This is a genomic window from Rhodococcoides corynebacterioides NBRC 14404, assembly GCF_001894765.1.
Lineage (GTDB): Bacteria > Actinomycetota > Actinomycetes > Mycobacteriales > Mycobacteriaceae > Rhodococcoides > Rhodococcoides corynebacterioides.
Window position 1 is genome coordinate 810,299 of sequence record NZ_BCWV01000002.1, and the last position, 17,281, is coordinate 827,579.

General features: G+C 71.7%; 15 protein-coding genes and 1 pseudogene. 10 read left to right on the top strand and 6 right to left on the bottom strand.

All coding sequences use genetic code 11. From position 1 onward, the window contains the following. Nucleotides 1-60: 60 nt before the first annotated feature. The 6 genes and pseudogenes from imuA' (at nucleotide 61) to RC2_RS05265 (ending at nucleotide 5,530) form a co-directional block, all read left to right on the top strand. Entirely contained in the window at nucleotides 61-897 is an 837-nt protein-coding gene (gene imuA', locus RC2_RS05240) for a DnaE2-dependent mutagenesis accessory factor ImuA' (protein ID WP_139277270.1), read from the top strand. After that, entirely contained in the window at nucleotides 894-2,477 is a 1,584-nt protein-coding gene (locus RC2_RS05245) for a DNA polymerase Y family protein (protein ID WP_072681123.1), read from the top strand. The genes imuA' and RC2_RS05245 overlap by 4 nt, the downstream gene beginning before the upstream one ends. Further along, nucleotides 2,474-3,768, top strand: a pseudogene (gene dinB / locus RC2_RS18880) (DNA polymerase IV). Before RC2_RS05245 ends, dinB begins: the two are co-directional and overlap by 4 nt. Nucleotides 3,769-3,910: 142 nt before the next feature. Then, nucleotides 3,911-4,579 carry an alpha/beta fold hydrolase gene (locus tag RC2_RS18885; RefSeq protein WP_281250846.1) on the top strand — a complete coding sequence of 223 codons (669 nt, stop codon included), beginning with the start codon at nucleotides 3,911-3,913 and terminating at the stop codon, nucleotides 4,577-4,579. Nucleotides 4,580-4,641: 62 nt separating this feature from the next. After that, a complete protein-coding gene (locus tag RC2_RS05260) occupies nucleotides 4,642-5,208 on the top strand; it encodes a hypothetical protein (protein ID WP_068153436.1) in 567 nt (188 codons plus the stop codon). A gap of 28 nt (nucleotides 5,209-5,236) precedes the next feature. After that, complete coding sequence (locus tag RC2_RS05265; protein WP_068153433.1) at nucleotides 5,237-5,530, top strand: putative quinol monooxygenase; 294 nt, start codon at nucleotides 5,237-5,239, stop codon at nucleotides 5,528-5,530. Here RC2_RS05265 and sigJ read toward each other — a convergent pair whose 3' ends face one another. The 5 genes from sigJ to RC2_RS05290 all read right to left on the bottom strand — a co-directional run bounded on the left by sigJ (nucleotide 5,531) and on the right by RC2_RS05290 (nucleotide 11,238). Continuing rightward, complete coding sequence (sigJ, locus tag RC2_RS05270) at nucleotides 5,531-6,436, bottom strand: RNA polymerase sigma factor SigJ (protein WP_169818427.1); 906 nt, start codon at nucleotides 6,434-6,436, stop codon at nucleotides 5,531-5,533. After that, the gene (locus RC2_RS05275; protein WP_068149940.1) at nucleotides 6,433-7,176 is read right to left on the bottom strand and encodes an SDR family oxidoreductase; all 744 of its coding nucleotides are present in this window, start codon (nucleotides 7,174-7,176) and stop codon (nucleotides 6,433-6,435) included. The genes sigJ and RC2_RS05275 overlap by 4 nt, the downstream gene beginning before the upstream one ends. Before the next feature lie 75 nt (nucleotides 7,177-7,251). After that, on the bottom strand, nucleotides 7,252-9,366 hold the full coding sequence (locus RC2_RS05280; RefSeq protein ID WP_068149918.1) for an MMPL family transporter: 2,115 nt from the start codon (nucleotides 9,364-9,366) through the stop codon (nucleotides 7,252-7,254). 98 nt (nucleotides 9,367-9,464) lie between these two features. Beyond that, complete coding sequence (gene surE / locus RC2_RS05285) at nucleotides 9,465-10,265, bottom strand: 5'/3'-nucleotidase SurE (protein ID WP_068149922.1); 801 nt, start codon at nucleotides 10,263-10,265, stop codon at nucleotides 9,465-9,467. Between the two features lie 31 nt (nucleotides 10,266-10,296). After that, nucleotides 10,297-11,238 carry a 1-phosphofructokinase family hexose kinase gene (locus tag RC2_RS05290; RefSeq protein WP_068149925.1) on the bottom strand — a complete coding sequence of 314 codons (942 nt, stop codon included), beginning with the start codon at nucleotides 11,236-11,238 and terminating at the stop codon, nucleotides 10,297-10,299. A gap of 133 nt (nucleotides 11,239-11,371) precedes the next feature. On the opposite strand from RC2_RS05290, the gene RC2_RS05295 reads away from it, so the two are divergent. Both RC2_RS05295 and RC2_RS05300 read left to right on the top strand, forming a co-directional pair. Continuing rightward, on the top strand, nucleotides 11,372-14,689 hold the full coding sequence (locus RC2_RS05295; RefSeq protein ID WP_068149928.1) for an error-prone DNA polymerase: 3,318 nt from the start codon (nucleotides 11,372-11,374) through the stop codon (nucleotides 14,687-14,689). A 51-nt stretch (nucleotides 14,690-14,740) separates the two neighbouring features. After that, a complete protein-coding gene (locus RC2_RS05300) occupies nucleotides 14,741-15,616 on the top strand; it encodes a DUF4349 domain-containing protein (RefSeq protein WP_068149931.1) in 876 nt (291 codons plus the stop codon). Nucleotides 15,617-15,635: 19 nt separating this feature from the next. Here the strand turns inward: RC2_RS05300 and RC2_RS05305 are convergent, their stop codons facing one another. Next, nucleotides 15,636-16,100 (bottom strand): tRNA (cytidine(34)-2'-O)-methyltransferase, encoded by a 465-nt coding sequence (locus RC2_RS05305; protein ID WP_068149932.1) that lies wholly within the window; start codon nucleotides 16,098-16,100, stop codon nucleotides 15,636-15,638. Between the two features lie 54 nt (nucleotides 16,101-16,154). Here RC2_RS05305 and RC2_RS05310 point away from each other — a divergent pair, with 54 nt between their 5' ends. Together RC2_RS05310 and RC2_RS05315 are read left to right on the top strand one after the other, a co-directional pair. Beyond that, on the top strand, nucleotides 16,155-17,012 hold the full coding sequence (locus RC2_RS05310; RefSeq protein ID WP_211266811.1) for a bifunctional methylenetetrahydrofolate dehydrogenase/methenyltetrahydrofolate cyclohydrolase: 858 nt from the start codon (nucleotides 16,155-16,157) through the stop codon (nucleotides 17,010-17,012). Beyond that, a complete protein-coding gene (locus tag RC2_RS05315; RefSeq protein WP_068149935.1) occupies nucleotides 17,009-17,281 on the top strand; it encodes a DUF3017 domain-containing protein in 273 nt (90 codons plus the stop codon). Before RC2_RS05310 ends, RC2_RS05315 begins: the two co-directional genes overlap by 4 nt.

Consider the following 17,281-nt stretch of genomic DNA (forward strand, 5'->3'; position numbering starts at 1 on the left):
TCGTTCGAAAACATGTTCGAATTCTCGGTCTTCCCCCGAGTCTCGATCCGGGGAGTGAGTATGCCTGTTTCCGTCGATCTGGACGGTCTCGACGGTCTGTCGCGCAGCGAGCGGATCGCGGTGCTGCGGCGCCGCATCAGCGGTGCGGCCGGCCCCGCTGCTGCATCCCCTGCCGTCCCTGCCACGGCTGCCGTCCCTGCCACGTCGGGGGCCACCGCCCCGGTGCTCGAGCCCGTCCCCACCGCGGCGCAGCGCCCCACCGCGGCGCAGCGCCCCACCCGGCCCGTCCTTCCCGTCCCGAGCGCGTTGTCGGCGCTGCTGCCGGAGGGCGGACTGGCCCGCGGCTCGGTGGTGGCGGTGTCCGGGGCCGGATCGCTGCTCACCGGCATCCTGGCGTCGGTCACGGCGTCCGGGCGACACGCGGCGGTGATCGGCATGCCGCGGCTCGGTCTGCTCGCGGCGGCGGAGATGGGCGCCCAGCTCCACCGGCTGGCGTTGGTGCCGGATCCCGGGTCGGACCCGGTGGAGGTGGCGGCCGTGTTGCTGGACGGCCTCGATCTGGTGGTCCTCGGCCTGGGGGGTTCCGCCGTGCCGCCGTCCCGGGCGCGTGCGGTGGTGGCGCGGGCCCGCGCCAAGGGCGCCACGCTCGTCGTCACCGACGGTCGGTGGGACGGTGCGGAACTCACGTTGTCCGCGCATGTCGACGGGTACGACGGCCCGGGGTCCGGGGATCGCCGCGGTCGCGGGCGGGTGCGGGCGGTGCGGTTGGGCGTCGAGGTCCAGGGCCGGGCGATCCGGCCGCGCACGGGCCGCCTCGTCGTCGCGTCGGCGGGCGAGGGCGTCGAGTGGTCGACCGCTCGGGAGAGCGGTCCGACGGTGACGGCGTTGTCGTCGTGACCGGTTCGCAGAAGCGTCGCGCCCGGGTGCTCGCGGTGTGGTGTCCCGACTGGCCGGCGGTCGCGGCGGCGGCCGCGGCGAACGTCCCCGCGTCCGCTCCGGTGGCCGTGGTCTCGGCCAATCGGGTGGTCGCCTGCTCCGCCACGGCTCGGACGGCCGGGGTCCGGCGCGGCGGGACACGCCGAGAGTCGCAGGCGCGGTGCCCGGAACTGCATGTGGCACGGGCGGATCCGGACCGCGACGCGCGATCGTTCGAGCCGGTGGCCGCCGCGGTGGACGAGCTGATTCCGGGAATCGAGGTGCTGCGTCCGGGTCTGCTGCTGCTCTCGGCGCGCGGTGCGGCGCGGTACTTCGGTTCGGAGGAGAGTGCGGCCGAACGCCTCGTCGACGCGGTCGCCGCGGTCGGAGTGGAGTGCCAGGTGGGCGTCGCCGACGAGGTCTCCACGGCGGTGATCGCCGCGCGGCACGGCATGATCGTGCCCGCCGGCGACGGCGCCGGTTTTCTCGCGCCGCTGCCGGTGGCGGAGCTGTCGGCGGAACCGTCGCTCGCGGCGCCGGATCGGGTGGATCTGGTGGACCTGCTGGTGCGGTTGGGGTTGCGCTCGATCGGGGATTTCGCGGCGCTCTCTCCGGTCGACGTGGCGTCGCGGTTCGGGACCGATGCCGTGGCGGCGCATCGCAGCGCGCGGGGAGAACCGGAACGTCCGCCGTCGGCGCGGGTGGTGCCGCCGGATCTCGACGTCGAGTACCACTGCGACCCACCGCTGGACCGGGTGGACGCCGCCGCGTTCGCCGGGCGCGCGCTGGCGGAGAAGTTGCACGTCGCGCTGTCGGCGGCCGCGGTCGCCTGCACCCGGCTGCTGGTGCAGGCCCGCACCGCGAACGGCGAGCACCTCTCCCGCACCTGGCGGTGCGCCGAGCCGCTCACCCCGGAAGGCACCGCGGATCGGGTGCGGTGGCAACTCGACGGGTGGCTCACCGGCCGCAGCGGGAACAAGCCCACCGCCGGGGTGGTGCTGCTGCGGCTCGAGCCGGTCGAGGTGGTCACCGCCGGAGCGTTGCAGCTCGGACTGTGGGGTGGGGTCGGCGACGAGGACGAGCGCGCCCGACGCGCGTTGGTGCGGGTGCAGGGCCTGCTCGGTGGGGAGGCGGTGCAGGTGGGGGTGCTCAGCGGCGGCCGTGGTCCGGCCGAGCGGGTGACGGTGGTGCCGTGGGGCGACGAGCCGGTTCCCGACGCCGATCCGGCCGCACCCTGGCCGGGTCGACTGCCGTCGCCGTCACCCACCGCTCTCGTCACCACGCGTCCGGAGATCACGCTGGTGGGCGCGGCGGGGGAGCCGGTCGGGGTGACCGAGCGGGGGATGTTCGACCGGGACCCGGCGGTGCTGACGTGGGGGTCGAGCTCGTGGTCGCTGCACGGGTGGGCGGGCCCGTGGTGCGTCGACGAACGGTGGTGGGATCCGGGTGCGACGTCCACGGCGCGGCAGGTGGCGCGGGCGCAGATGATGCTCGAGGACGCGCGCGCGGTGCTGGTCCTGCACGACGGAGGACGATGGTTCGTGGAGGGCATCTACGAATGAGCGACAGCAGTATCGACACCGGCTCCGGTCGTGCCCGCGACCGCGTGCACGAGGCGACCGTCCTGCACGCGGATCTGGACTCGTTCTACGCCTCGGTGGAGCAGCGGGACGACCCGTCGCTGCGTGGGCGTCCGGTGATCGTCGGCGGCGGCGTGGTGCTCGCGGCGAGCTACGAGGCCAAGGCGTACGGGGTGAAGACCGCGATGGGAGGTCGGCAGGCCCGCGCCCTCTGCCCGCAGGCCGCCGTGGTGCCCCCGCGCATGCACGCCTACTCGCAGGCGAGCAAGGACGTCTTCGAGGTGTTCGAGAACGTCACCCCGCTGGTGGAGGGCATCTCCATCGACGAGGCATTCCTCGACGTGACCGGTCTGGCGCGGCTGTCCGGGTCACCGGCCGACATCGCGGCGGACCTCCGCCGCACCGTCGCCGAGGACGTCGGGCTCCCGATCACCGTGGGAGTGGCGCGGACGAAGTTCCTGGCCAAGATCGCCAGTGCCGTCGCCAAGCCGGACGGGTTGCTCGTGGTCGATCCGGGCCGCGAACTGGAGTTCCTGCATCCGCTGCCCGTCGAACGCATGTGGGGCGTCGGCAAGGTCACCGCCCGCAAGCTGCACGCGCAGGGGATCCGCACCATCGGCGAGCTCGCCGCGGAGCGGGAGGGCGCGCTGGCCGCGGTGCTGGGGTCCGCCGCCGGTCGCCACCTCCATGCGTTGTCCAACGGGGTCGACAGCCGCCGGGTCACCACCGGCCGGAGTCGACGGTCGGTGGGCGCGCAGCACGCGCTCGGGCGACGTCACAAGGATCCCGCCGAGATCGACGCCGCCCTCACCGCGTTGGTGGACCGGGTGACCTACCGGATGCGCAAGGGCCACCGCGCCGGGCGGACGGTGACCCTCCGGCTGCGCTTCGACGATTTCAGCCGTGCCACCCGGTCGACCACCCTCGGTCGCGCCACCGCCGACACGCACGTCGTGCTCACGGCCGCGCGGTCCCTCCTCGATGCGGCGATGTCCACCATCACCATGCAGGGGCTCACCCTGGTCGGTGTGGCCGTCTCGAACCTCGAGGACGGCTCGGCCCTGCAGTTAGAACTGCCCTACGACACGCCGCCCGACGAGCCCGAGAACGGCCGGGAGCGCAGCCACGAGCACGGCCACGAGCACATCGACCGGGCGGCCCTCGACGCGGCGCTCGACGGCGTCCACCGGCGGTTCGGCTCCGCCGCCGTCACCCGGGGGGGGGGCTCCTCGGACGCCGGGAGCTGCCGTCGGTGCCGCTGCTCGGCGACTGAGTCGGCATCCCGTCCCCGGGTACAGTGGCGCTCGGTGAGTACCGACGACGCCCCGCGCGAGAACATCCCGACCGGCTCCGGTCCGACCCGGCCGCATCTGTACTACCGCGACTCCGGCGGCGAGGACGCCCTGGACTCGCCGGTGATCCTGATCCACGGCATGGGCGGGGACGGTGCCACGTGGAACCGGTTCGCGCAGAGCCTGATTCGCCGTGGTCGGCGGGTGGTCGTGCCCGACCTCCGCGGGCACGGCCGCAGTGGCCGCGCCGCGGACTACTCCTTCGCCACGTTCGCGGACGATCTCGAGGCGCTGCTCGACCGCCTTCACCTGACGCGTGTGGACCTGGTCGGGCATTCGCTCGGCGGACACACGGCCACCCTCGTCGCGCAACGCCGGGGCGACGCGGTGCGCAAGCTGGTGGTCGAGGAAGCTCCGCTGCCGCTGCGTCCCGGTGACCCGCCGCCGGTCATGGGCGGAGCGCCGTCGCCGCGGGAGCTGCTGCACGCGCTGTCGTCGATCGTGCGCCATCCGCGTGCGGTGCTGGCGTTCGATCGGTCGATGACGGGGCCCGCGCTCACGCAGTTCCGGACGCCGGACCCGGCGTGGTGGTCGGCGTTGGCCTCGGTGACCGCGGACGTCCTCCTGGTGGTGGGTGGGCCCACCGGCATGGTCGACCGGGAGCGGCTCGCGGCAGCGGTCGCCGGACTCGCGCGCAGTCGGGTGGTCGCAGTCGACAGCGGCCACAGCGTTCATCGAGATCGCTTCGACGAGTTCAGGACTGCGGTGGAGCCGTTCCTTCTGGCGCTGTGACCCGTCCAGAGTCGTCGTCGACGCCTCGTCTCGGTGACGCGTGCGCCGTTACGGTCGGCGCCATGCTGCTGCCCGCTCGGTCGACCGAGCCGTTCACTCCCACCGCTCTCGACGCTCGACTGGCCGGTCGCGCGGCCATGTACGGCGTGTCGGAACTGAGCCTGATCACCGTCACGGGATCCGGCGGCCCCGCCTACGTGCAGTTGCAGGTGTGTCCGTCGGGGGCGCGCTACCGCTCGGTCATCGAGAACCTGAGTCCGCGTGCGGCCCGCGACCTCAAGAAGGGCTACATCGCCAACTTCCATCACCCCGTGCTGTACGCGAAGGCGCTGCGGCTCGCCGCCGTGCGTCTGTCCGAATTGCTGCCGATCTCACCGACCACCCGCTCGGTGCTCCTCGCCGCACCCGCGGTCGCCGCGACCGCCGACATCGCGGAGAACGTGGTGAACCTGTGGATGCACGAGGACACCCGGCGGATCACCGACGCCACCGCCACGACGTCGAGCGTGTTGGCCGCGGTCAAGTGGACGGGCACGATCGGCCCGCTGCTCTACCTCTCCCGCGGCTTCCTGCCCCTGTGGTTCGGGGCCGTCCGGGACCGAGTGCCAGGATGGACACGGAAGTCCTGACATCTCAGCACTCACGGAGGAATCGTCGATGGCCGTCACCGCTCTGCTCGACCTCAGCCTCGATCCCGATCGCCTTCCCGAGGCGCATCGCGTCCTCGCCGAGACGCTCGTCGCCACGCGCGGCTTCGACGGCTGCCTGGACGTCCGCGTGACCGCGGACGTCGACGATCCCGCGCACGTCGTCGTCGTCGAGACGTGGGAGAGCCGCGAGCACGACGCCGCCTACCGCGCCTTCCGTGCCTCGCCCGAGGGGCGCAGCGAACTCGGCACCGTACTGGTCGCCGCGCCGTCCCTCACCGTGCTCGAGCACCTCGACATCTGATCACCCCGTCGCGTTCGCCCGCACGGATCGCAGTTTCTCGGGGGTTCGGATCAAGTCGATGCGCACCACCCGACCGGTCGTGTCCGCGACGATCGACATGACGCCGAGCACCGTCTCGTCGTCGACGACGACCAGTCCGGCCGAGCCGTTGATGCGCCGCGGGTCGACGCGGAAGCCCGGGCCGACCTTCGCGGCGATCCCGAGCAGGAATCGGGCGACGTGGTCCGCTCCGACCACCGGACGACGCGCCGCGGAGACGAGGCCGCCGCCGTCGCTGACCAGGCGGACGGCCGGGTCGAGCACCGCGATCAGCGACGCCAGGTCGCCCGTGCCGGCGGCGTGGACGAATGCGTCGACGGCGCGGCGGTGGTCGCGGGGATCGACGTCGACTCGCGGTGCGCGCGCCGCGACGTGTCGGCGCGCCCGCGACGCGAGTTGCCGTACCGCCGCCGGCGTCCGCCCGAGCGTCTCGGCGACCTCGTCGAACGGCACGGCGAACAGATCGTGCAGAACCCACGCCGTGCGCTCGGCCGGCGTCAGTGCTTCCAGCGCGACCAGCAGGGCGTAGGACACCGTGTCGTCCAGCGTGACGCGGTCCGCCGGGCCGTCGGCGGCGTGCGCGGCCACGTGCGGCTCCGGCAACCACGGTCCGACGTAGGACTCCCGGCGCACCCGCGCGGACCGCAGCGCGTCCAGAGCGGCGCGGGCGACGACCACCGTCGTCCATGCGTCGACGTCCTCGATCGGCCGCTCACGATGGGCCGCGTCGAGCCGAAACCAGCAGTCCGACACGACGTCCTCCGCATCGGCCAGGGTGCCCAGGACGGCGTAGGCGACGCGCACCAGGCGTGGCCGGGCGCGCAGGAACGCCTCGGCCAGGTCGGTCGCGGATCCGGATCCGGTCACGCGGTCTCGGCGAGCCAGGATGCGAAATCCTGCTCGCCGCGGCGGAACTCGCCGGTCGGCAGCAGCGCACCCGTGGCCATGCCGCGGCCGGCGGACCCCGGCATGCGCACGGGCAACACCAGACGGCGCGATCCTCGGGCGCGCAGAACTCGACGGGCCAGGTCCACCTGTGATTCCGGTGCCGGACCGGCGATCTCGACGACGGCCCGGCGCGGGGTGGCCGCGGCCACCTCGACGAGGAACGCCGCGACCTCGTCGACGGCGACCGGCCGACTCCGCATCACCGGGACCACGGCGATCGGGCCTCGCGTCATGGCCAGGGTCTGGTCGGTGAACTCGTGGAACTGGGTGGCGCGGACCACGGTCCACGGCACGTCGGACTCGCGGACCAGCTTCTCCTGCAACCGTTTCCCGGCGTAGTACCCGGAGTCGACGCGGTCCGACCCGACGATGGACAACGCCACGTGATGACCCACCCCGACTCGAGATTCCGCGTCCAGCAGCGTGCGGGTGACGGCACCGAAGAACCGTTCCGACGTCGACCGGGACAGGGTGGGGACGTTGCTCGCATCGATCACCGCCGCGGCGCCGGTGAGGGCGTCGTCGAGAGCCCCCGAGGGGGCCGTCAGATCGATCCCGGCGGACCGGGACAGCACCACGGCCTCGTGTCCTGCGTCCCGGACGTGGTCCACGACCCGTCGTCCCGTCGTTCCCGTTCCGCCTGCCACTGCGATTCTCACGATGGTCGCTCCTCTCCGATGTGCCGACATATCAGAGACGAGATGCGGCGTCGGTTCGTGACATCGAGAAGAAATCTAGTGCCCGATCCCGACCTTCGCGTGCACCCGCTTCATCCACGCCGGCGCCCACCAGTTGGCCTCGCCCATGAGTTTGACCAGGGACGGCACCAGCAGCATGCGGATGATGGTCGCGTCGATGATCAACGCGAGGATCATGCCGACTCCGACGAACCGCATGATCGACAGGCCGGAGACCGCGAAGGCGCCGGTGACGATGATGAGGATGAGGGCGGCGGCCGTCACGATGCGTCCGGTGCGCTGCGCGCCCACCAGCACGGCCTCCTCGGTGGTGGCGCCGGCGGTGCGGGCCTCGACCATGCGCGACATGAGGAAGACCTCGTAGTCGGTGGACAGCCCGAAGACGACGGCGAGGATGAGCACGACGAACGTCGCCTCCAGGGGCGCCGGGGTCACGCCGAGCAGGGACGCGCCGTTGCCCTCCTGGAAGATGAACGTGAGCGCGCCGAACGTCGCGGCCATGCTCAGGGCCGCCATCGCCACCGCCTTGACCGGCAGGACCACCGACCCGAACGCGAGGAACAACAGCACCAGCGTCGAGCCGACCATGATGGCGAGCATCACCGGCAGCCAGTTCATGATCGCGGTGTTGCCGTCGAGCACCAGCGCCGCGGCGCCGCCCACGGTCAGCGTGGTGCCGTCCGGTTGAGGGATCGCGCGGATCTCCTTCACCAGCTCCTGCTGTTCGGTCGAGTCGACCCCGGAGGCGAAGGTCGCGTCGATGACCACGAAGTTGCCGCTGGCCGTGCCGAACCGGACGTCGGCCACGCCGTCGACGGCGCGGGCGGCGGTGATCACCGAGTTGATCGCGGGTCCGTCGGGACGTGCGGTGTCACCGGTGAGCACCAGGGTGGCACTGTCGCCGGTGCTGCGGAAATCGTCGGTGAGCGTCTCGTACGCGACGCGTGCCGGATCGTCCGCCGGCAGGGCGGTGTAGGAGACCTCGCCGAGCGTCGTCTTCAGGAGGGGACTCGCCATGATCAGCAGACCGCCGGTGATGACCGCGGCGACGACCACCGGCCGACGCATGACGCGAGTGACGATGCCGCCCCACAGCCGGTGCGCGCGTTCCTCGCCGCGGTCCGACGCCGTTCGGGACCAGGTGATCGCGTTGATGCGCGGTCCGAGGATGGCGAGGACGGCGGGTACCGCGGTCAGGGACAGGATCGCGGCGCAGCCGACGGCGGCCATGGCGCCGTAGCCGAGCGAGCGGATGATCGCCTGAGGGAACACCAACATGCCGGCGAATGCGCAGATCAGCAGCAGGCCCGAGAACGCGATGGTGCGTCCGGCGGTGAGGACCGTGCGCCGCGCGGCCTCGTGACCGTCGCTGCCCTTGCGGAGTTCCTCCCGGAACCGGCTGACGACGAAGAGGCCGTAGTCGATGGCGAGCCCGAGTCCCAGCAGCGACGCGACGTTGATGGCGAAGGACGAGATGTCGGTGAACTCGGTGAGGATCCGCAGCACCGTCAGGGCTCCCGCGACGGCAAGGGCACCCACGGTGACCGGCACCGCGGCGGCCACGACGCCGCCGAAGATGAAGACCAGCAGGATCAACGTGACCGGGATGGCGATGATCTCGGCACGGACCAGGTCTCGCTGGAGTTGGTTGTTGAAGGAGATGCCGGCGACGGACGCACCCGCGAACTGCGTCTCGATACCCTGCGCCTCGAGCTTGGGCAACAGGTCCGCGAACGACGTGAGCGTCACGCCCGTACCGCCACCCAGCGACACGGTGGCCAGGGCCTTCGTGCCGTCGGTGGATTCCAGGAACTGCTTCTGCGGAGCGGGGGCGGTCCAGTAGGACGTGACGTTCTCCGGCTGCACCTCCGCCTCGAACGCGTCGAGAACGCCCGTGACCTCGGGGGCGATGTCGTCGAGGGTGCGGCCCTCCGGGGCGGTGTAGATCGCGATGATGTCCGGCGCGGCCGTCCCCAGGCCCTGGATCTGGCGCGCCACCGCGACCGCTTCACTGCCCGGGTCCTCGTAACCACCCTGGCTCAGCTTGCCGAACACCCCGAGGCCCCAGGTGGCGCCGGTGAGCACGATCAGCACGGCGGCGATCAACACCCACCACGGCCGGGACACGACGAACGATGCCCAACGTGTCACAGCAGTTCTCCCTCTCGAGGTGGTACTCCGTCTGACCCCCGGGAGCGACTGTAGTGAACCGACTCGAGGGAACTCTGTGAGCAGTTCGGACCGGACGGTCAGTCGGACAGGTCGGAGGTGTCGACGGTCACTGCGGTGGGCGGGCACAGAGCGGTGATCGTGGCCCAGCCGTGCGCGACGAGACTCGCGTCGCTGTCGTCGTCGTTCTCGGTATGGATCTCGTCGAATCGCACCGTGACGAATTCGTCGTCACGATCGCCGATCTCGGCCTGGACTGCGCCGAAGGTCGCGAGCCGGGCGGCGCGAATGCCGCGCAGATCCGACGGTGGCACCGCGGGCACGTTGACGTTGACGACGTGGCTCGGGTCGAGATGGTCCAGGAACCAGCGCAGGGCGCGGTCGGTGACCTCGGCCGCGGTGTCCCAGGATCGGCCGGGTGCGTCCGTGCCGACGCGAGGATCGTCCCGGGGGTCGACGCGCGAGCGGTCCGGTGACCCCGCCAACGAGACGGCGAACCCGGGGATGCCGTGGGTGACGGCGGTCAGCGCCGCACCCACGGTGCCGGAGTGCAGGACCGCCGAGCCGGTGTTCGGGCCGTGGTTGATACCCGAGAGCACGACGTCGGGCCGTGGTCCGAACGCGCCGCGCGAGGCGACGAAGGCGATGAGGGCAGGGGAGGCGTGCACCGCGAACGCGTCGACGTCCAGGTCCTCGACGACGGTGCGCGTGCTGCGCAGCCGACCACCGTCCTCGAGACCCGACAGTGCGGCGGACGCGCCGCTGCGTTCCTCGTGCGGCGCGGCGACCACGACGTCGAGTCCGGCGGCGAGAGCCACCCGCGTCAGGACGGCGATCCCGCGACTCGACACGCCGTCGTCGTTGGTGATCAGGGCACGCACGGTGGCCTCCCGGTCCGTTCGTCGGTTCTCGTCACGGTCGGAACGGCCGCACCTCCACCGATCGCGCGACCGTGTCGATCAGTCCTCGCTGTCCTGTACCCAGTCCGCGGCGCGTCACGTTCGCGGTTCCGGCGGCCCCGCCGAGACGCAGGGCGTCCTCCATCGAGGCGCCGTGGGCCAGGGCGGTGGCGATGCCGGCACTCATGGAATCGCCGGCGCCGTGGTGATCCGTTTGCTCCAGTGGGGGAGTGAGCACCTCGAGGACCGTGCCGTCGACGAGGGCGAGGGCCGGTTCGGCGGCGCGGGAGAGCACGACGGTCTGCGCGCCCTCCTCGTGCAGGGATCGCATCGCCTCGATCAGCGCGTCCGGGTCCTCGGAGTCGGCTCGGCCGTCCTCGATCAGATCCTCGTGGCTCATCTTCAGCACCGTGAGACCGCCGGTCAGGGCGGCGGTGGCCGTGTCCCCGGAGAGATCGGCGACGACCGGAGTCCCGAGGGAGCGAAGGTCGCTGCAGAGGCGTCGGTAGAAGTCGGGCGGAACGACGCGGTCGGTGTGCGGACCGCCGAGAAGGGCGATGTCGGACCCGGCGCCGCACTCGAGGGCGAGGCCGAAGAGGTCGTCGAGCGCGTGCCGCGCGAGCGGAGGGGGGTCGATGGTGGCGACCTCCGTACGCTCCCCGTCGCGACGATCGTGCACGTAGGACCCGGATTCGGTGCCGAGGTCGACGGCGCGGACCGTGATGTTCTCGCGCGCGATCAGGTCACGTAGCACGGCACCGCTCTCGCCGCCGAACGCGCCGGTGAGCGTGACGTCGAGGCCGAGATTGACGGCCATCCGGGCGATCCAGTGCCCCTGACCGCCGGCGTGGACGTGTAACTCGGTGGTGCCGCCCGGCGCGGTGTCGAGCGTGATCGTCAGCAGTGGTGACGGCGCGAACACCATCGCCGTGGGGGTCTTCGCGGTGGTGGCCATCGTGCCTCTTTGCCCGTTTCGTCCCGTTGTGAAACGGGTTTGCGACGTGTCGGTGAGCCGTGCTGCAATGGTCTCATCGGTACGAACACGTGTTCGAACGAGTCGAGCGCGACGGTGAGAAGGGAGGGCGGGCGTGGGATGGAACGACGGTCCGCCCACCTGGACGGAGATGGAACGGCTGCTCTCCGGACGTCCCGGTCCACGGTCCAGGGTGATCGATCCTCTCGTGGGCGACGGCGGGGACAGTCCCGCGTGGTCCCGCAAGCGGTCGCCGTACGAGGGCGAGGTGCGTCGTCCGGCCACGACGGTGCCGTACGCGGAGTTGCACGCGCACTCGTCCTTCAGCTTCCTCGACGGCGCCTCGCAGCCGGAGGAGATGGTCGAGGAGGCCGTCCGGCTGGGGTTGGACGCGATCGCCCTCACCGATCACGACGGCATGTACGGGGTGGTGCGCTTCGCCGAGGCAGCGAAGGAACTCGGCATGAAGACCGTGTTCGGGTCCGAGCTGTCCCTCTCCGGCGGCGCGGCTCCGGCGGAGTCGCGCGCGGGCACCGTCGACCCCGACGGCGTCCACCTGCTGGTGCTCGCCCGCGGACAGGAGGGGTACCGGCGGCTGTCCCGGCAGATCGCCGCCGCGCATCTCGCCGGTGGGGAAAAGGGGCGACCGCGGTACGACCTCGACGCACTCACCGAGGCCGCCGGTGGCCACTGGCAGATACTCACGGGGTGCCGCAAGGGCAGTGTGCGTGCGGGCCTGGCCCGCGACGGCCTCGCGGGGGCCGACGTCGCGCTGCGGGACCTGATCGACCGCTTCGGCTCGGACCGGGTGAGCGTCGAGCTCACCGCACAGGGGGTTCCGGAGGACGACGAGCGCAACGACGCGCTGGCCGGCCTCGCGGCTCGGTACGGGCTCGGTGTCGTCGCCACCACGGCCGCGCACTTCGCCCGTCCGGACCGTCGCCGGTTGGCCATGGCGATGGCGGCCGTTCGTGCCCGGCGCAGTCTCGACGAGGCGTCCGGGTGGCTGCCGCCCCTCGGGGGCGCACACCTGCGGTCGGGGGCGGAGATGGACCGGATGTTCGCGCCGTATCCGACGGCGGTGTCCGGCGCGGCGGCACTGGGGCAGGAGTGCGCGTTCGATCTGCACCTCATCGCGCCGCAGCTGCCCCCGTTCGACGTACCGGACGGGCACACCGAGATCTCCTGGCTGCGCGAGCTGACCTACCGCGGCGCGGCGCGGCGCTACGGCCGGCCGGAGGAGGATCCGGCCGCCTACGCTCAGATCGAGCACGAGCTCACCGTGATCGAGCAACTGAACTTCCCCGGGTACTTCCTCGTGGTCCACGACATCGTGGCGTTCTGCAAGCAGGCCGACATCCTGTGCCAGGGACGAGGATCGGCGGCCAACTCCGCCGTCTGCTACGCCATCGGCATCACGCACGTCGACCCGGTGCGCAACGGGCTGCTGTTCGAGCGGTTTCTCTCCGTGGAACGCGACGGCCCACCGGACATCGACGTCGACATCGAATCCGACCGCCGCGAGGAGGCCATCCAACACGTCTACGCCAAGTACGGCCGGGACTACGCGGCGCAGGTGGCCAACGTCATCACCTACCGCGGCAAGTCCTCGGTGCGGGACATGGCGCGAGCACTGGGTGCCTCGCAGGGACAGCAGGATGCCTGGAGCAAGCAGATCACCCGATGGTCCGGCGTGGGAGCGACCGATCTCGCCGCCGAATCGCGTGAGACGACCATCCCCGTTCCCGTCCTCGAGCTGGCGGCGCAGATCGAGAACTTCCCGCGTCATCTCGGCATCCATTCCGGCGGCATGGTGATCTGCGATCGCCCCATCGCCGACGTGTGTCCGGTGGAGTGGGCGCGCATGGCGGGGCGGACGGTCCTGCAGTGGGACAAGGACGACTGCGCCGCCGTCGGCCTGGTGAAGTTCGACATGCTCGGTCTCGGTATGCTCTCCGCGCTGCACTACATGATCGACCTGGTCAAGGAGCACAAGGGAATTCACGTGGATCTCGCCGAGCTGGACCTCGGTGAGGCGGCGGTGTACGAGATGCTCCAGCGGGCGGATTCGGTGGGGGTGTTCCAGGTGGAGTCGCGCGCGCAGATGGCCACCCTGCCTCGGCTGAAGCCGCGGGAGTTCTACGACCTGGTGGTGGAGGTCGCGTTGATCCGTCCCGGTCCCATCCAGGGCCACTCGGTGCACCCGTACGTCCGGCGCCGCAACGGGCTCGAGCCCGTGACGTTCGACCATCCGTCGCTCGAACGCGCCCTCGAACGCACGCTCGGCGTCCCGCTGTTCCAGGAACAACTCATGCAGATGGCCGTCGACGTGGCGGGGTTCTCCGCCACCGAGGCCGATCAGTTGCGCCGGGCCATGGGCTCCAAGCGCAGCCCGGAGAAGATGGACCGGATGCGCGAGCGGTTCTACGACGGCATGCGCGAGCTGCACGGCATCACCGGGCCGAAGGCGGACCGCATCTTCGACAAGCTCTACGCCTTCGCCAACTTCGGGTTCCCCGAGAGTCATTCGCAGAGCTTCGCGTCGCTGGTGTTCTACTCGTCGTGGTTCAAGCTCCATCACCCGGCCGCGTTCTGCGCGGGACTGCTACGGGCACAGCCGATGGGCTTCTACTCACCGCAGTCCCTGGTGGCCGACGCGCGCCGCCACGGCGTGGTGGTGCACGGGCCGGACGTACAGGCCTCGCTCGCCCACGCCACCGTCGAGAACGCGGGCCTCGAGGTCCGGCTCGGCCTCGCCGAGGTGCGCGGCATCGGCACCGACCTGGCCGAGAAGATCGTCGCGGCCCGGGCCGGCGGGCGGTTCCGCACGCTGCTCGACCTCACCGGCCGGGTGGAACTGACGGTGACGCAAGCGGAATCGCTCGCCACGGCCGGTGCGTTGGCGTGCTTCGGGATCACCCGTCGTGAGGCGCTGTGGGCCGCGGGCGCCGCCGCGGCGGAGCGCCCCGATCGCCTGCCCGCCGTGGGGGCGTCGATCCGAGCGCCGTCGCTGCCCGGCATGAGCGCCTGGGAACTCGCCGCCGCCGACATCTGGGCCACCGGCGTCTCCCCGGACAGCTACCCCACGCAGTTCCTCCGGGAGCGGCTGGACGAGTTGCAGGTGATCCCGGCGAACCGCCTCCTGTCGGTGACCGACGGTGACCGGGTCCTGGTGGCCGGAGCCGTCACGCATCGGCAACGGCCGGCGACGGCCGCCGGCGTCACGTTCGTCAACCTCGAGGACGAGACCGGCATGATCAACGTGGTCTGCTCGGTGGGGGTGTGGCACAAGTACAAACAGGCCGCCCAGCTCTCACAGGCGCTCTACGTCCGCGGCATCGTGCAGAACGCCGAGGGTGTGGTCACCCTGGTGGCGGACAAGCTCGAGCCTCTCGACCTCCGGGTGTTGCTGCGCAGTCGTGACTTCCGCTGAGCCGGAGGCGGACCGCCTCGACGGACCCGGTCCCGTGCCTACGATGCGCCCATGAGAACAGCGCGCCCGAGAACGGCGCCCACGAGAAGGCTGGCGGCCGTCCTGTGCATCGCGGGCATGCTCGCGGCAGCCGGCTGCGCCACCCGTGAGCCGGACCTCGGGCCGGGCGGCGAATCCCCGGACGCCGGTGCCGTCACCGCCCCCGGGACCGACTCGGGCATCGCCCTCGCCGAGGCCGCACCCGCACGCTCGCAGGTCACGCCGACCCGCCAGGACGTCGTGAACGCCACCGTGTCCCTCGACGCGGACGATCCGATCGGGGCGGCCGACCGCGCACAGGCGCTCGCCGAGCAGCGCGGCGGCCGGGTCGACTCGCGCACCGACTCGCCGTCCGTCGACGACGGACCCGCCTCCGCCGCGCTGACCCTGCGAGTTCCGGCCGCCGAGGTGGACGCCGCACTCGACGAGTTCGGCACGATCGGCCGCGTCACCGCCGTCGGCGTGGACCGGACGGACGTCACCGACCAGGTGATCGACGTCGACGCCCGCATCGCCGCCCTCGACGCCACCGTGACCCGACTCCGCGACCTGCTCGCGACCGCGTCGTCGACCGCCGACCTGCTCGCCGCCGAGACGGCCCTCGCGGATCGCCAGGGCGAGCTGGACAGCCTGCGCGGGCAGCAGCAGTCCCTGCGCGAGCAGATCGACCTCGCCACGGTGTCGGTTCGGATCACCGAGACCGAGACCGCGAGCCGCGGCGGCATCGGGGGCGCGTTCGCCGATGGTTGGCATGCCCTCCTGCGGTCGCTGACCGCGGTGGGACTCTTCCTCGTCGCCGCGGTGCCGTGGGCGGTACTCGTCGCGGTGGTCGTCGCCCTCGTGGTCGGGGTGCTCCGACTGCGTCGCCGCCGCACCCGCCGCTCCTGAGCACGACCGAACGGCCGGCTCAGACGCTGCCCTCGAACCCGAGCTGGCGCCACGCCTCGTAGACCACCACCGACGCGGCGTTGGTGATGTTCATCGACCGGCGCCCCGCCAGCATGGGGATGCGAAGCCGGTCCGTGACGTGCGGATCGGCGAGCACCTCGGGCGCGAGACCCGTGGGTTCGGGACCGAGCAGGAAGACGTCGCCCGCCCGGTACTGCACCGACGCGTAGGACGTCGTGGCGTGCGCGGTGAGCGCGAAGACGCGGTCGGGCGCCAGCGACTCCCACGCGGACTCCAGGTCGGGATGCACCGTGACCGACGCCAGGTCGTGGTAGTCCAGTCCCGCACGCTTGAGCTTCGGCTCGGACAGATCGAAGCCGAGGGGTTCGACCAGATGCAGCTCGCACCCGGTGCCGGCCACCAGGCGGATGGCGTTGCCGGTGTTCTGCGGGATGCGGGGCTCGTGGAACATCAGACGAAACACCGGATCAGCCTGCCACGTCGCGTCCTCCCGTCGTCGCGTGGGAAACTGAACGTCGTGACCGCGACGCGACTGGACGGCAAACTCACCCGCGACGAGATCTTCGTCGACCTCACCGCCCGCGTGTCGGCTCTGCGCGACCGCGGCATCGTCCCGGGGCTCGGCACGGTCCTCGTGGGTGACGATCCCGGATCGGCCGCGTACGTCCGCGGCAAGCACAACGACTGCGCCAAGGTCGGAATCGCGTCGATTCGTCGAGACCTGCCCGCGGACATCACGCAGGACGAGCTGGACGCCGTCATCGACGACCTCAACGCCGACCCGGCCTGCACCGGCTACATCGTGCAGTTGCCGCTGCCGAAGCACCTCGACGAGAACCGCGCGCTCGAGCGGGTCGATCCGGACAAGGACGCGGACGGCCTGCATCCGGTCAACCTCGGGCGACTCGTGCTCGGCGAGGAATCGACGCTGCCCTGTACCCCGCGCGGCATCGTCCACCTGCTCCGTCGCTACGACGTGCCGCTCGCTGGCGCCCACGTCGTGGTGGTCGGTCGCGGCGTCACCGTCGGCCGACCGCTGGGACTCATCCTCACGCGGCGATCCGAGAACGCCACCGTGACGCTGTGCCACACCGGAACCCGTGACCTGGCCGCCGAGGTGCGCCGCGCCGACATCGTCGTCGCCGGCGCCGGCGTGGTCGGGCTCATCACGCCGGACATGGTCAAGCCGGGTGCGGCCGTCGTCGACGTCGGCGTCTCCCGCACCGAGGACGGCCTGCGCGGCGACGTCGCGGCAGGCGTGGAGGACGTCGCCGGGTTCCTCTCGCCGAACCCCGGCGGGGTCGGTCCCCTCACGCGGGCGTTCCTGCTGTCCAACGTGGTCGAACGCGCCGAGCGCACCGCCGACGACTCGTGACCGCGCTGCGCCGTCAGATCCCCGTCCTCGTGGTGGTCGGGGTCATCGTTGCGGCGGTGGTCCTGGTGCTCGCGGACCGCTGGCGTCGCGGCGCCTTCGTCTTCGGCATCGCCGCGCTGGTCGCCGCCGGATTGCGGCTTCTGCTCACCGAGGACCGGGTGGGCATCCTCGCGGTGCGGTCACGCGCGTTCGACACCTTCTCCCTGGCGCTGGTCGGCGGCGCGGTGGTGTGGTTGGCCGTCTCCATCGATCCGCTGGGGACCGACTGA

Coding starts and splice junctions, on each gene's coding strand:
- RC2_RS05265 (WP_068153433.1), top strand. CDS start 5,237: ATGGCCGTCACCGCTCTGCTCGACCTCAGCCTCGATCCCGATCGCCTT.
- RC2_RS05300 (WP_068149931.1), top strand. CDS start 14,741: ATGAGAACAGCGCGCCCGAGAACGGCGCCCACGAGAAGGCTGGCGGCC.
- RC2_RS05290 (WP_068149925.1), bottom strand. CDS start 11,238: ATGGCCACCACCGCGAAGACCCCCACGGCGATGGTGTTCGCGCCGTCA.
- RC2_RS05260 (WP_068153436.1), top strand. CDS start 4,642: ATGCTGCTGCCCGCTCGGTCGACCGAGCCGTTCACTCCCACCGCTCTC.
- imuA' (WP_139277270.1), top strand. CDS start 61: ATGCCTGTTTCCGTCGATCTGGACGGTCTCGACGGTCTGTCGCGCAGC.